This window comes from Marinobacterium sp. xm-g-59, assembly GCF_013283315.1.
GTDB lineage: Bacteria > Pseudomonadota > Gammaproteobacteria > Pseudomonadales > Balneatricaceae > Marinobacterium_E.
In genome coordinates, this window is record NZ_WBYR01000005.1 from 18316 (window position 1) to 31699 (window position 13384).

A 13384-nucleotide genomic window follows, 5' to 3' on the forward strand; every position below is an offset into this window, starting at 1 on the left:
CGCAAGCAATGAAGCCTCCCCGCTGGACGCGGCGGTTGATAATGAGGATAAGCACTAGGACGGCCTGGTGGAGCGCCTCTCATTAATGCCCGGCAATTGATTGTGACACCAATCGCGCCAAAAAATGTCACGATTATTTTGAATCGCGCCATTTGAAAGCCATTACCGATATCGTCGAAATATGCACCTGTTTTCAGAGGGCGTTTAGGTTGCCTAGCTATGATAAGCAACATATAAGTTTCATTTCTTTGAATTTTGTCTAATATGGCACGAAAGCGTCATTTATGTTGCTTTCGATTTTATGTGCAACTAATATGATGCTTATTGAAATTAGGCAATATATGAGTTTACTTGTAATGGGCGATCTACTTCAGCAATTAAAGCATCGACGGCTCGAAATGGGGCTAAAGCAAAACGATATGATGCTGCGCATAGGGGTATCCCGCCAGCAATATCAGCGCCTTGAGTCGAAGGGAAACCCCAGGCTAGATACCCTGGAGTTAGTCGCGAAAGGCCTGAACAGCGAAATCATGTTGATCCCAAATGAGAAGCTTGGAGCGGTCTTGGATGTGTTAGAGAGTTCAGAAAGTCGAGAAGCGGTAAAACCTGAGCGAACCTTATCGGATGACCCATGGAAAGGGCTTCTGGATCCTGAGGAGTGAGAGTGTAACTCATGGGCGAGAACGTCAGTGTCATCAAACTCACACTGCATGGTCGGCTTGTAGGCTATTTGGCAGGTTTTCAGAGTGGCCGAAACATACTTACATTTCTCGATGAGTTCCGAGGCGACAGCCGTCGGCCAACCTTCAGTCTGACGACCCATCCGAAATTTCCATTGTCATCCAAACTGATGTCTGAGCCGTGGACACGAAATCAAAGGCTGCATCCGACACTCTCAAACTTACTCCCTGAAGGCTCGCTTCGAGAGCTCATTGCGCAGGGCCTGAAGGTACATCAAGATAATGAGTTCCAAATATTTTCATATTTAGGTCAAGACCTTCCAGGCGCGATTGTCGCAAGTCCTCTGTCCCCGGGCGAGGTTCCTGATTCCGTATTGGAAGCGCTAAATGGTAGGAGCTACAAAGACCTGAATCTGGTTGGCTTCCAGAAGCTATCGCCTGAAAATAAATTCTCTCTAGCCGGCGTCCAGATGAAGTTTTCGATGAAGGCTAAGGATGGTCGATACAACCTCTCAACGGCAGACGCTTTAGGCGACTGGATTATTAAGACACCGTCTACCAAACATAAAGATGTGCCGCTCAATGAGTACACCGCAATGGCCTTGGCCACTCTGGTGGGGGTTGAGATACCAGAGATTCAGTTAGTTGAGTTGGATAAGTTAGACAACCTACCGCCGATAAACCTGCCAGATGAGCGCTACGCGTTTGCAATCAAACGATTCGACCGTGAAGCCATTTCTTTAAGCGAGAGCGTGTCGAGGATTCACATGGAAGATTTCGCTCAGGTGCTGGTGAAGTATCCTCATGAAAAGTATGACTCTGCCAATTACGAACAGATAGGCCGCATACTGTATCAATTTTCAGGAGATCCTTTGGCGGATACGCAGCAGTTTGCTCGGCGCTTGCTGGTCAATATTCTGTTGGCGAATGGCGATGCGCATCTGAAGAACTGGAGTCTGCTGTACACCGACCAAGTGACGCCTAGATTGTCCCCAGCCTACGATATCCTTACGACGAGCGTGTATATCGAGGGTGAACGCAATTTTGCGTTGAACCTAGGAAAGACGAAAGACTGGTATCAGGTCTCGTATATGAATTTCCAGGCTTGGGCTGAAAAATCAGGAATTCCTTGGCGGGCTATCAAGCCCCATCTTGCCGACGTTATGGATCGAGCGAGGAGCCAGTGGACACCCGCGCTGAAGAATCTACCGATGAATGAGAAGCACAAAGCCCATCTGATTGAGCACTGGAGAAGCTTACATTCAGATTTCAGGATCTAAGTTTCATTTTGCGGCGCATCAAAATTCGGTAAGCTGGGTGAGGCAATCGCTCAACGCTCTGTAAAATTAAGCAGCGCTCCCAGCTCGAGGTGAACATAGGGTATATCAGCTAACCGGTCAACAATTCAAAACCATTAATACACCCAATTACACCCATTTCTCCGAAGGCACCATCAGCTTGCCCTCCCATTCGGATAAAGGGCATTTGAAACATCATCTCTAATGGCATGTAGGTCAGCCTGGATTGCATTCAGTTTAAAATTAACAGGTGCGTTTCTGGTAACGTTTGAATGTCTGGCAATCTGATTGATGTTGGAACCAATCTTACCAAGCTGTCCTAAAATCTGTGAAAGCTGCTGTCTGTCATAAGTTGGCATCTTTCTGGGTGGAAGCCTGACAGGTTTGACTGGTTCCGATATTTCCAGGTTTAGATGACCTTGAATAATGCTTCTGCTGTAATCGTTTCTTGTTCTGTTTGTGCCGTCTCGGACTTTATCAATCTTGGCAATTTCCTCGCCGTTTAGCCTAAAGGAAATTACGAAGTCGCGAGATATAGGGGAACCCATATTGCAGGTTCCTTAAAGTTCGACTTCAACAGAATTACCGCCAACAGGGATAACTCGATTGACCTTTCGTGATGAAAGATAGTTTTCATAATGATAGACAAGGCTGAAAACTTGTTCGCTGTCTTCACGGACGGAACGACTTAAATGAATGAGGTAGTCCGCTAAGTGCTGGTTGCCTTCGGCTGTGTCGAATTTCTGGACTGCAATATCAACAGCACGATTAAACAATGCTGCTGCATATTCCACCTGGTCGATATGCTTCTTGTTCATTTTGCAGGCTAATGATTGGCAGAACTCTGGTTCTTTCATCATGAGTTCTGTTTCGATGGTTTCTATGTTTTGTTTACTTAAACGGTCCCTTTCTCTGTAATGCATTATGATTAAACTCCTTAAATTATATGTTCATGTTATATTCTTTCTTTAAGTGAGCCAGATTTAGAGATGACATTCGTCAGATTAAATCTTGCTCGGAAAATAATGTTCAAGATACCCGGTACCTAGCCCCGTAAACTTTGTTTGCATGGAAAGGCTAAGGCGGTGTCTTGGGCTTATAGCTGTTACATATGTAAACAGCATAGAGTGCGCAATAGTTTTATGAAAATAAGTGAAAAATAATTTCGGATGCAGGTTTTAAGATGTCATCGAAAGGAATTTATCTTGCTATAAATTATACTGGGGTCGACGGGGTGTGAAATCCCCTCGCAAGCGGTGTCTGGAATGTAATGTAGACGCCATGGCTTGCTTAACCTTTATGGATATATAATACATCAAGCATAGGAAAAAATACCGTAAATTGGGGGCAAATGTATCAGGTTAGATGTTAGATGAATCACCTTAAAATAGGTTTGCAACGCTTATGTTGAGGTTTGCACTAGTTCCGCGCACATTGTTTTAAATTGTAATACATTGTTTTAGGTTGTTATAGGGCGTTATAGGTTGAAATAACCTGTATCAGGGCGTGACAATTTGTTCTGAAGAGTTATTTCTGTTGTTTGTGGCAAAGCGGAAATTAGTAAACTACAACAGAAACAGCCGAATTTAGCCAAAAACGGACTTTCTATTCTGTGTGTTGAGTTTCACACAGGCTATGATCGTAGAGAACTTCAATAACTCGGCAATCTGACATTGGCCCCCCTTTGCAATGGTCCAACATTCGTTCCATTTCGGTCTTTAGATCGGTCAATTCCCGGATGCGTTTGTTAATATCTGCGAGTTGTGAAATGACAATTTCATCAGCTTCATAACAAGGTTTGTCGGGGCTATCAGATAGTTTCAACAAATTCCTGATCGCTTGTAGTGGAAACCCCAAATCTCTCGCATGTCGAATAAAAGTAAGTCGTTTGACCGTGTCTTCGGTATACAAGCGCTGATTACCTTCTGAGCGTCTTGGCTCTGGAAGAAGACCAATTTGTTCATAATATCGAATGGTTTGCACCTTACAGCCTGTAGCTTTCGCAACTCTGCCAATTGTTTTTTCAGCCATGTTCATTTTTCCCTTGAACCTATAGTTCCTGTAGATGTTAGATTTTTTATAAGAAAATTCATAGAAAAATATGGAGTTTAAAATGTCAGCTGGATGCTGCAACCACGAAACAAAGTTTGATGGAACCTCAAATGGGTTTCGCACAGCACTGTGGATTGTTTTTTTTATAAACGCCATCATGTTTATTGTTGAGATGATTGCAGGATCAATCGCGGGATCTCAATCTTTGAAAGCTGATGCGTTGGATTTCTTCGGGGACTCCGTTACTTACGGTATCAGTTTGTACGTGATCGGCATGTCATTGAAAGTGCGATCCACCGCAGCCCTTTTAAAAGGCATTAGTCTCGCTTTGATGGGCTTTTGGGTGTTTGGTTCAACAGTCTATCAAGTGTTTGTTCTAGGTGTGCCACAAGCACCAATCATGGGAGCGATTGGATTTTTAGCATTAGCTGCAAACATGGCGAGCGTTCTTATCCTTGTTCGTTATAAAGATGGCGATGCCAATGTTCGTTCTGTCTGGTTGTGTAGTCGCAATGATGCCATCGGCAATATCGCCGTGTTAATTGCTGCCGTTCTGGTTTTCTATACGGGCTCAGCATGGCCCGATCTGGTCGTGGCTGGTGTTATGGCTGGATTATTCTTGTGGTCTGCAACGCAGATTGTTATCCAATCCCTGAATGAAATGCGAAGCATCCCTTCATGCGAAGAAGAGACAAAAATATGTCAGAAATAGCTGTTCCTAAAAAACAAATGAATGCCCTCTATCTTTCTTGGGTTATTGCCCTGACAGCAACATTAAGTGCTCTGTTTATTGGGGAAATATTAGGTAAAACGCCCTGCCTTTTGTGTTGGTACCAACGTATAGCGATGTTTCCGTTAGCGATTATTCTTGGGGTTGCCTGTTATACAGGTGATGCGTCAGGGCGAAAATATGCGCTTCCGCTTGTCGTCATTGGGCTATTGATTGCAGCTTGGCACAGTCTAGTTTTTGCCGGAATTGTGCCTGCCGAAGTTCAGCCATGCTCACAAACAGGTCCATCCTGTTCTGGCGAAGGACAAATTCTTTTTGGTATCTTACCACTGCCATATTTATCGCTTTTAACTTTCCTCACCATTTTCGGATTACTAACAATTCCATTTAAAAAGGACGCAACATGAATAGACGTGCTCTCATCGCAACAACAGCAGCTGGAGCTTTGGCTCTCTTTACAGGTGGTGTTCTTTTTTACAAACCATCCGGCGGCCCTGCTCAGAAGATGTCAGAAGACGGGCCTCTTTTACGCCCATTTGCACCAACATACGGCCCCGATGATGCTCCGGTAACAATTGTTGAGTTCTTTGATCCTGCTTGTGAAGCGTGTCGTGCCTTCTATCCAATCGTTAAAGATATTATGAAGAAGCACAAAGGCAAAGTCCGATTGGTATTGCGATATGTTGCCTTCCATGGACCATCCGAAGAAGCCATTCGCCTTTTGGAAGCTGCACGAGTTCAAGGAGCATTTACCAAAACGCTGAAACGCCTTTATGAAACTCAGCCAAGATGGGCTCCGCATGGTCGTCCGGCTGCAAGTGTATGGGCAATGGTTGAAGGTTTAGGACTTGATATAGATAAAGCAAAAATCGACAAAAACCTTCCAGATATTCATGCGATCTTGGCCACTTCTGCTCAGGATGTTCAAGCTGCAGGCGTTAGTAAAACGCCGACCTTCTTTGTGAATGGAAAACCCTTGCCAAAGTTTGGTGTAGCTGAATTGGAAGAATTGGTCGCAGAGGAAGTAAAGGCTTCATCTTAACAAAGGTATTGGAAACAATTTTCTGATAACGACACTTTTTAAGGGGTGTTATCACCCCTTATTTTCCCTTTATTCCTATTGCCATACCCTTCCCAGAAAGCCCATAGGGAAACAGGTCTAACTTAATGCTAATTTTCTCAAAAAAAACGCTTATCAGTATGTGCGGAATAAGTGCTGTCGTTCTTACAATATGGCTCAGCAATAATCCAATTATCGAGCGTGACAAAACGCCTCAAATTGAGCCACCCAAAATTGCATCAACAAAAGAACAAACAAATGAAGCAGTACAATCGGACCTTCGTCAAACAATAGAGAAAGCCACCGAAGAGCCAAATATCAAAGTAAATATATCTTTGCAACCCGGAAGCAATCTACTTGATGCCCTGGCTGCAGAAAATATATTGAAGACCCAGATCAATGCGGTCAGTGAAAGTTTAAAGGATGTTATTAATCTACGGAAACTTAAACCAGGCCAGAGAATAGAGCTGAGTTTGCAAGAAACTGATGATGGAGGAGCAGCCTTCAATCTCGAGAAATTGGTAGTGGTTGCCAGTACAGATCGCCTTGTCGTTGCCCACAAGACAAAACAAGATCAATTTGAAACCACATTGCAAAAGATTGAACATAGCTCTGAATTGGTATTTGCCTCTGGTAAAATCAAAAACAGCTTTTATGCATCTGCAAAAAAAGAACGTGTTCCAAATTCTATTTTAATGGACACATTTTCTACTCTTAGCCACGCCATTGATTTTCAACGTGATATCAATAAAGGGGATGGTTTTATACTTGGCTACGAGAGCTACGATGACAAAGAATACGGCGGGACGCACCCCGGCAGGCTTATGTATGTTTCAATGTCCTTGAATGAACGAGAGGTTAGCTACTTCAGATACGAGACTGATGATGGATACTCTGGTTTTTTTGATGCTGATGGCAAAAGTATTGACACCAGTTTGTTAAAAACCCCAGTAGGAGGAGGTCGCTTATCCTCGTTGTATGGTAAACGTAAGCACCCGGTTTTGGCATATGCGCGAATGCATAAAGGGTTAGATTTCGCAGCACCAATTGGAACGCCGATTTTTGCTTCAGGTGATGGTGTTGTAACAGCTCGTAAAAGAAATGGTAGTTTTGGGAAATATATTCGTATCAATCATAACAACGATTATGCCACCGCCTATGCTCATCTCAACAAATATGATGAAAACCTTGCAGTAGGTAGCCGCGTTCAGCAGGGAGACATAATTGGATATGTTGGAACCACAGGGCTAACCAGTGGGCCTAATCTTCATTATGAGGTTATTTATCGTGGTAAACAAATCAATCCATTTACCGTTAAATTACCATCTCGTCATGTTCTTCAAGGAGAAGAATTGGAGGGATTTGAACAGGCAAAGAATAACCTCTTAGTAGAATATAAGCTTAAGTCTCATTTTAAATAAAAATGAGTAAGCTCAGTATTTCAAGTGATACATATGGAAAAAGCTGAAGCTAGAATCTTGGACAAACCAATCGTTAAATTCATTTATGCAATTGAGGCGGTTTTCCTTTTAGTTGTCATTGACATAGCATCGAAGTAGCTTGTTGCGTCAGTTGTTATGGATCCGCCACAAAGATTTTCTGTGCTGCCTTTTTTTGACCTCGTACTTGTTTTCAATTACGGCATCAGCTTTGGCATGTTCGGAGAGATTGGACCTTGGGGGCCAAAACTATTATCTCTTCTGACAACATGTGTAACGATTCTTTTGATCGTATGGCTTTGGCGTACCAAGCACCTATATGAAGTTATTGGTCTTACGCTCATTATTGGGGGCTCTATTGGCAATATCATTGATCGTTTTCACGATAATGCCGTTACCGATTTTTTGAGTCTCTATGCGGGTTCATTCTATTGGCCTGTATTTAACGGTGCAGATATATTCATTACAGTCGGCACAGTATCTTTATTAGTTTCCAGCGTGATCCTTCGTGAGAATAAATAAGGCAAGAAAGTAAGGGGCGTCACTGCCCCTTACTTTCTGCAATAATTTCTTTTATGCGTTTTGCCATATCTTTGCCTGGAAGACCATGAGCAAACTTGCGGATAAAACGCCCGCCGGGGCTCATAAAATAGACCCCCGCTGAATGATCGATTAGATAATGTTCATCTTTTTCGTCACTTGCAGGAACTTTGGAATATTTAACTTTAAACAGATCTGCTGTTCGTTTGATGAGATTGGCTGGCCCTGTCAAACCTATGATCGAAGGATGGAAATTTCTAACATATTCACGTAGAACTGTTGGCGTGTCACGTTCCGGATCGACTGAGATAAAGAGGGGCTGAAATTCTTCTTTCATACCTTCCAACTCGTCCATGGCTTCTGCAATATTTGAAAGGGATGTCGGGCAAACATCAGGGCAAAAAGTGTACCCGAAGAAGATAATCTGAAATTTGCCAAAGTAATCTGCATCTGTAACAAACTCATTAAAATGATTACTCATCATCCATCTGCCACCGATGGTTCGTTCGTTTGACTTTTCTTTGGCTTCCCATTCCAAATTTCCAGCATACGAAACCGTAGAAAATAAGAGTAACCCGATTATTGCTAAGAAGGTTTTCATGATATTTTTTCCAATAGAATTAAAAAAGGAAAAGCCATAAAATTTTGTCTTCAAATGCTTGATCTCGCACATTAACTTTCTTCTGTTTATGTGGAGGAATTGAAGCAGGTTGAATATGGCTATGAAGGTGTTTTTTTAGTTTTGAGTTTTTAGCTTTGATGCCTGAGGGCCAGAATATTTTGCACCGATCGAAGCATAGCAATTCGCAATGGTGTCATAGTTATATTGCATCAAATCAACATATAACTCGGGTCCAGCAGGAAAGCTTAAACCGAAAGATTTTAGTTTTTCTACTTTGACCTGATCTTTAATGACTGCAAGAGACAGGTTTTTCTCAGTTAAACCTTCTTCAGTGAAGAAACATATCTTATCTAGATCACTTAGCGCAGCCCTCATTTTAAATAAGTTTTCTGTTAGTGCATCCTCCGCCGGTTTTTCAGATAAAAAGCCACGAGTTTTAAAAGCGTAAGATTGTTCAAAATATTGTTGAGTGTCATGATACATCCAGGAGATACCTGCAGCGATACCTCTGAAACCAAATTCAAACTTACGGTCTAATGCCGCAACTTTATACTTCAAGGCATCCCGATTTTTCATGAATATTTGTTTATTTTTGGGGTCAATAGCTTCAATTTGTGTATAGAGGGCATCAATAAAAACTTCGGCATTTCGAACATCAAGCCACATATACGGGTCGCGTAAATCATCTGATTTACGTGATGGGAGAACTTTGAAATCTGTATCACTTAACATTTCGTAGTTCTTTGTTTCAGGAGTCAAAACATCCGCAACACTTTTCTCTAATTCCGGCCCCATCCAAACGACCAAATCAGCACGTTTTAACGGGTAAGCGGATTAAATGGTTGATCTTACCTTTGCATGAGAGTGAGACAGACCGGCATCTCATCGGATTATCTGGTTGATGCTTCACCTACTGCTGGTGCATGCTTCCTTCGCTAATTCCAGCAAGAACCCCACACGCCTCAACTTCCCGATCATCGTTGCAACTCGCTCTCAGTGAAACGAGTTGTTTCTCAAGCGCTTGCAGAGCGGTTATCTGCGACCGCACATGAGAGATGTGATCATCGAGCAAGGTGTTGACGGCGGTACAAGGCTGATGAGGGTCGTCCTGATAGCTCTGTAGTTCGTGAATCTCAGCCAGTGACAGGCCCAGGATTCTGCAGCGACGGATGAAGGCCAGCCCCTCACCATGCTTCTCGGTATAGACACGGTAACCGTTGTCCTGCCGATCAGGCGGCGGCAACAAGCCCTGCTGTTCATAGAAGCGGATCGTCTGTGTTTCGACCCCTACCAACTGCGCCAACTGACCAATGCGCATCAGCCTCCTCCCCAACGGATTCTTTACTCTATTGACCTTATAGTAGCTTTATAGTTTTAAATGGTACCACAACATTGTTCAAGTGGAGTCGTATCATGAGCAAATCCTGTGGTGGCGCCTGTGGCGGTGATGCAACGTCCGCAGCGGATACCGATATACAGGCCTCCTCCGAGGCGCCAGGGAGATGGGTCAGTGTTTATGCCGTGCCGAAGATGGACTGTCCATCAGAAGAACGAATGATTCGCCTAGCCCTGAACGGCTTTGAGGAGATTCGGGCGCTGTCCTTCGACTTGTCGAACCGCCGGCTGAAGGTCGTGCATGACGGCGAGGTCGAGCCCGTTACCTCGAAACTGAAGACCTTGGGGCTAGGCGCCTCGCTTCAGGAAACCGTCGCTGCAAATCCGGAGACCATCAAGGCCGCCGAGTTTTCGGCAGCTTCTGCTAAGCAAGAATCCGGGACCCTGCGCTGGTTGCTCGGCATCAATGCACTTCTGTTCGTGGTGGAAATGACTGCCGGTCTGATCGCCCGGTCCACCGGCCTGATTGGAGAATCCCTGGACAATTTTGCCGATGCGGCGGTGTACGGGCTTGCCCTTTATGCGGTTGGACATAGCGTGAAAATGCAGGTACGTGCCGCGCATCTTGCTGGTGTACTGCAACTGATCTTGGCTGTGGGCGTGCTCGTAGAGGTGGTGAGACGCTTTGTATTCGGTAGTGAGCCTGAATCGCTGGTGATGATGGCTATCGCATTCGTCGCATTGATTGCCAATACCAGTTGTCTGCTGCTCATATCCAAACATCGGGAAGGCGGGGCGCACATGAAGGCAAGCTGGATATTCTCGGCCAACGACGTGGTGATCAACCTGGGGGTCATCACCGCCGGCGCCCTGGTCGCGTGGACCGGTTCCAATTATCCGGATCTGATTATCAGCACCATCGCGGGGGGCATTGTACTTAACGGTGCCAGACGCATTTTGGCGTTGAAGGGTTAAATAATGCTCATTATTGGCAAAAAGCTCTCGCCGTATGCCCTATTGTCCATATCGGGCCTGCTGGCAGCGTCTGATCAGGCTGTAAAGTGGCTGGTGCAGCAATCAATGGCCTATGGCGAGTATGTTTCGGTGACCCCGTTCTTTAACTGGGTGCACCTATGGAACACCGGTGCCGCATTCAGTCTTTTTGCGAATGGTGGAGGCTGGCAGCGCTACTTTTTTATCGGAATCGCGGTAGTGGTCACGATTTTTCTGATCAAGCTGATCCTTGAAAATCGTCATAAAGGAGAAGCCATCGCTTACAGTCTTATCCTCGGTGGCGCCATGGGCAACCTGATTGACCGGGTCTTTCGCGGCTATGTTGTGGATTCCTTTGATTTCTATTGGCGAGACTGGCATTGGCCGGCCTTCAACCTGGCTGATATTGCAATTGTCCTCGGTGCCTTACTTTTCGTTTCCAGCAGCTTGTTGGGTAAAAAAGCAAACACCAATGCCGAGCCGGATGGATCTGACTGACACCTACGCCTATACAACACCATGACCGAACTTCCCGACAACATCCTTCACCTGCCGCAATACCAAGTACTGGGCTGCAAATCAACCGACGACGAAATGCACTTCCAGGTGGACGTGCCCGATCCCATCGCCTGCGAGGAATGCGGCGTGCAGGGTGAGCTCGTACGGTTCGGCAAGCGTGACGTTCCCTATCGTGATCTGCCCATCCACGGCAAGCGGGTCACTCTCTGGGTGGTCCGCCGCCGATACACCTGCCGGGCCTGCAAGACAACATTCAGGCCCCAGCTACCGGAGATGGTGGACGGATTCCGTATGACACTGCGGCTGCATGAGTACGTGGAGAAGGAATCCTTCAACCACCCCTACACCTTTGTGGCGGCACAGACCGGCCTGGACGAGAAGACGGTGCGCGACATCTTCAACGCCCGCGCCGAGTTCCTGGGGCGCTGGCACCGCTTCGAGACGCCCCGCATCCTGGGCATTGACGAGCTATACCTGAACAAGCGCTACCGCTGCATTCTGACCAACATTGAGGAGCGAACCCTGCTCGACCTGCTGGCCACCCGCCGCCAGGACGTGGTGACCAACTACCTGATGAAGCTGAAAGACCGGCAGAAGGTCGAGATCGTCAGCATGGACATGTGGAACCCCTACCGGGCAGCGGTCAAGGCTGTGCTGCCCCAGGCCCGTATCGTGGTCGATAAGTTCCATGTGGTGCGCATGGCCAACGATGCCCTAGAGAAAGTGCGCAAGGGCCTCAGAAAGGAGCTGAAACCGTCCCAGAGCCGGACTCTCAAGGGAGACCGGAAAATCCTGCTGAAACGCGCTCACGAAGTCTCAGACCGGGAGCGCCTCATCATGGAGACCTGGACAGGCGCGTTCCCGCAACTGCTGGCCGCCTACGAGCACAAGGAGCGCTTCTACGGCATCTGGGACGCCACCACACGGCTCCAGGCAGAAGCCGCCCTGGACGAGTGGATAGCCACCATCCCGAAGGGCCAAAAGGAAGTCTGGAGCGATCTGGTCAGGGCAGTGGGAAACTGGCGCGAAGAGACCATGACCTACTTCGAGACGGACATGCCCGTCACCAACGCTTACACGGAGTCCATCAACCGACTGGCCAAGGACAAGAACCGTGAAGGGCGCGGTTACTCCTTCGAGGTGATGCGGGCACGAATGCTCTACACCACGAAGCACAAGAAGAAGGCACCGACTGCGAAGGTCTCTCCTTTCTACAAGAAAACCATCGGTTACGGACTGCCGGACTTCGCAGAGGAACTCAACTACGGAGTCGATCTATCAACCATCTGAGGGTGGTATCAGATTGATGGGGTGAAGGTGCCCCATCAACCATTAAATCCGTATACCCAAAATTGGGCTATTTTCAATTCTGAGCTTGGTCTTCTGATCTGCTGGACAGTGATAGTATATCGCTGTGATATACCGCTACTTCCAAAGAATCTATTCCAATTGCCAGAGCTTCAAAAAAGAGCTCACTACCTTCTCTACATGTAATCTGGTTTCCCCTTCGACGCTACGCGGAGGTATACGATGAAACGCCCGCACGATATCTAATCCAGTAATCATACTGAGAAACATCTCTGCTCCGAAGTCGGGATCCGCGCAGTTGATCAAACCTTCCTTGTGTTTCAGCGTCAACCATTCGCTTAACGCTTGGTGCGCGGCCATCACTCCGCCACTGTAGATATTATGGAGTATCTGCGTATGCTCCTCGGAGATAGATGCCATCATTCTCATCAGATTCATGTGCTCATGACTGACGATAAAATTAAGGAGCAATAATCCAAACTCTGATAAAGCATGGTGACAATCTTTATAGTCATTCGGTGACACTGTCAACGTGCCGTTTATCCTTTGCGACAGCTGTTGTATCACGGCATCAATTAATGTTTCTATGTCCGCGAAGCGCTTATAAAGCGTTACTTTCGACACACCTGCTTGCCGAGCTATCGCTTCCATTGACATCTTAGCTGGCCCCTTAGCGAACATAAGAGCGCAGGCTGCATCAAGAATCGCTGTATCTTTGGAGTGATCTAAAGGCCGGCCGACTCGACTATTGGTAATCAATTTATTTTCCGAATAACTTAATGTACGATACCGTACAGTAAATACTAAT

The 13384-nt window shown here is 46.0% G+C and carries 15 protein-coding genes and 1 pseudogene; 10 read left to right on the forward strand and 6 right to left on the reverse strand.

Annotated elements, in window-relative coordinates:
• Positions 1-341: 341 nt before the first annotated feature.
• Both XMG59_RS07285 and XMG59_RS07290 read left to right on the forward strand, forming a co-directional pair.
• Positions 342-662 (forward strand): helix-turn-helix transcriptional regulator, encoded by a 321-nt coding sequence (locus XMG59_RS07285; protein WP_217361969.1) that lies wholly within the window; start codon positions 342-344, stop codon positions 660-662.
• 11 nt (positions 663-673) lie between these two features.
• A complete protein-coding gene (locus XMG59_RS07290; RefSeq protein ID WP_173498453.1) occupies positions 674-1960 on the forward strand; it encodes a type II toxin-antitoxin system HipA family toxin in 1287 nt (428 codons plus the stop codon).
• A gap of 578 nt (positions 1961-2538) precedes the next feature.
• Here the strand turns inward: XMG59_RS07290 and XMG59_RS07300 are convergent.
• Both XMG59_RS07300 and XMG59_RS07305 read right to left on the reverse strand, forming a co-directional pair.
• Positions 2539-2901 carry a hypothetical protein gene (locus XMG59_RS07300; protein ID WP_173480178.1) on the reverse strand — a complete coding sequence of 121 codons (363 nt, stop codon included), beginning with the start codon at positions 2899-2901 and terminating at the stop codon, positions 2539-2541.
• Between the two features lie 682 nt (positions 2902-3583).
• Complete coding sequence (locus XMG59_RS07305; RefSeq protein ID WP_217361970.1) at positions 3584-4009, reverse strand: helix-turn-helix domain-containing protein; 426 nt, start codon at positions 4007-4009, stop codon at positions 3584-3586.
• 82 nt (positions 4010-4091) lie between these two features.
• Between XMG59_RS07305 and XMG59_RS07310 the strand changes: the two genes are divergently transcribed.
• The 5 genes from XMG59_RS07310 to lspA (XMG59_RS07330) all read left to right on the forward strand — a co-directional run bounded on the left by XMG59_RS07310 (position 4092) and on the right by lspA (XMG59_RS07330) (position 7781).
• Positions 4092-4742: a cation transporter gene (locus tag XMG59_RS07310; protein WP_173480180.1), complete on the forward strand. Its 651-nt coding sequence runs from the start codon at positions 4092-4094 to the stop codon at positions 4740-4742.
• Positions 4730-5167 (forward strand): disulfide bond formation protein B, encoded by a 438-nt coding sequence (locus XMG59_RS07315; protein ID WP_217361971.1) that lies wholly within the window; start codon positions 4730-4732, stop codon positions 5165-5167. The genes XMG59_RS07310 and XMG59_RS07315 overlap by 13 nt, the downstream gene beginning before the upstream one ends.
• The gene (locus tag XMG59_RS07320; protein ID WP_173480181.1) at positions 5164-5802 is read left to right on the forward strand and encodes a thioredoxin domain-containing protein; all 639 of its coding nucleotides are present in this window, start codon (positions 5164-5166) and stop codon (positions 5800-5802) included. The genes XMG59_RS07315 and XMG59_RS07320 overlap by 4 nt, the downstream gene beginning before the upstream one ends.
• 125 nt (positions 5803-5927) lie before the next feature.
• On the forward strand, positions 5928-7241 hold the full coding sequence (locus XMG59_RS07325) for a M23 family metallopeptidase (protein WP_173498454.1): 1314 nt from the start codon (positions 5928-5930) through the stop codon (positions 7239-7241).
• A gap of 156 nt (positions 7242-7397) precedes the next feature.
• Positions 7398-7781, forward strand: a complete 384-nt coding sequence (gene lspA, locus XMG59_RS07330) for a signal peptidase II (protein WP_173498455.1) — start codon at positions 7398-7400, stop codon at positions 7779-7781.
• Positions 7782-7800: 19 nt separating this feature from the next.
• Here the strand turns inward: lspA (XMG59_RS07330) and XMG59_RS07335 are convergent, their stop codons facing one another.
• The 3 genes and pseudogenes from XMG59_RS07335 to cadR all read right to left on the reverse strand — a co-directional run bounded on the left by XMG59_RS07335 (position 7801) and on the right by cadR (position 9739).
• Entirely contained in the window at positions 7801-8472 is a 672-nt protein-coding gene (locus XMG59_RS07335; protein WP_173480184.1) for an SCO family protein, read from the reverse strand.
• A gap of 63 nt (positions 8473-8535) precedes the next feature.
• A pseudogene (locus XMG59_RS07340) lies at positions 8536-9231 on the reverse strand (metal ABC transporter solute-binding protein, Zn/Mn family); the annotation flags it as partial.
• A gap of 100 nt (positions 9232-9331) precedes the next feature.
• Positions 9332-9739 carry a Cd(II)/Pb(II)-responsive transcriptional regulator gene (cadR, locus tag XMG59_RS07345; RefSeq protein ID WP_173480737.1) on the reverse strand — a complete coding sequence of 136 codons (408 nt, stop codon included), beginning with the start codon at positions 9737-9739 and terminating at the stop codon, positions 9332-9334.
• Between the two features lie 95 nt (positions 9740-9834).
• Here cadR and XMG59_RS07350 point away from each other — a divergent pair, with 95 nt between their 5' ends.
• From XMG59_RS07350 to XMG59_RS07360, 3 genes are read left to right on the forward strand one after another with little or no spacing between them, the layout of a single operon-like run.
• Entirely contained in the window at positions 9835-10731 is an 897-nt protein-coding gene (locus XMG59_RS07350; protein ID WP_173498456.1) for a cation transporter, read from the forward strand.
• Positions 10732-10734: 3 nt separating this feature from the next.
• Complete coding sequence (gene lspA / locus XMG59_RS07355) at positions 10735-11247, forward strand: signal peptidase II (protein ID WP_173480186.1); 513 nt, start codon at positions 10735-10737, stop codon at positions 11245-11247.
• A 21-nt stretch (positions 11248-11268) separates the two neighbouring features.
• Positions 11269-12558 (forward strand): ISL3-like element ISPpu12 family transposase, encoded by a 1290-nt coding sequence (locus XMG59_RS07360; RefSeq protein WP_010548535.1) that lies wholly within the window; start codon positions 11269-11271, stop codon positions 12556-12558.
• 150 nt (positions 12559-12708) lie between these two features.
• Here the strand turns inward: XMG59_RS07360 and XMG59_RS07365 are convergent, their stop codons facing one another.
• Complete coding sequence (locus tag XMG59_RS07365) at positions 12709-13335, reverse strand: TetR/AcrR family transcriptional regulator (RefSeq protein WP_173482550.1); 627 nt, start codon at positions 13333-13335, stop codon at positions 12709-12711.
• Between the last annotated feature and the right edge of the window lie 49 nt (positions 13336-13384).

Coding starts and splice junctions, on each gene's coding strand:
- XMG59_RS07285 (WP_217361969.1), top strand. CDS start 342: ATGAGTTTACTTGTAATGGGCGATCTACTTCAGCAATTAAAGCATCGA.
- XMG59_RS07360 (WP_010548535.1), top strand. CDS start 11,269: ATGACCGAACTTCCCGACAACATCCTTCACCTGCCGCAATACCAAGTA.
- XMG59_RS07290 (WP_173498453.1), top strand. CDS start 674: ATGGGCGAGAACGTCAGTGTCATCAAACTCACACTGCATGGTCGGCTT.
- lspA (WP_173498455.1), top strand. CDS start 7,398: ATGGATCCGCCACAAAGATTTTCTGTGCTGCCTTTTTTTGACCTCGTA.
- XMG59_RS07350 (WP_173498456.1), top strand. CDS start 9,835: ATGAGCAAATCCTGTGGTGGCGCCTGTGGCGGTGATGCAACGTCCGCA.
- XMG59_RS07310 (WP_173480180.1), top strand. CDS start 4,092: ATGTCAGCTGGATGCTGCAACCACGAAACAAAGTTTGATGGAACCTCA.
- XMG59_RS07305 (WP_217361970.1), bottom strand. CDS start 4,009: ATGGCTGAAAAAACAATTGGCAGAGTTGCGAAAGCTACAGGCTGTAAG.
- XMG59_RS07325 (WP_173498454.1), top strand. CDS start 5,928: ATGCTAATTTTCTCAAAAAAAACGCTTATCAGTATGTGCGGAATAAGT.
- cadR (WP_173480737.1), bottom strand. CDS start 9,739: ATGCGCATTGGTCAGTTGGCGCAGTTGGTAGGGGTCGAAACACAGACG.
- XMG59_RS07335 (WP_173480184.1), bottom strand. CDS start 8,472: ATGTGCGAGATCAAGCATTTGAAGACAAAATTTTATGGCTTTTCCTTT.
- XMG59_RS07315 (WP_217361971.1), top strand. CDS start 4,730: ATGTCAGAAATAGCTGTTCCTAAAAAACAAATGAATGCCCTCTATCTT.
- lspA (WP_173480186.1), top strand. CDS start 10,735: ATGCTCATTATTGGCAAAAAGCTCTCGCCGTATGCCCTATTGTCCATA.
- XMG59_RS07300 (WP_173480178.1), bottom strand. CDS start 2,901: ATGCATTACAGAGAAAGGGACCGTTTAAGTAAACAAAACATAGAAACC.
- XMG59_RS07320 (WP_173480181.1), top strand. CDS start 5,164: ATGAATAGACGTGCTCTCATCGCAACAACAGCAGCTGGAGCTTTGGCT.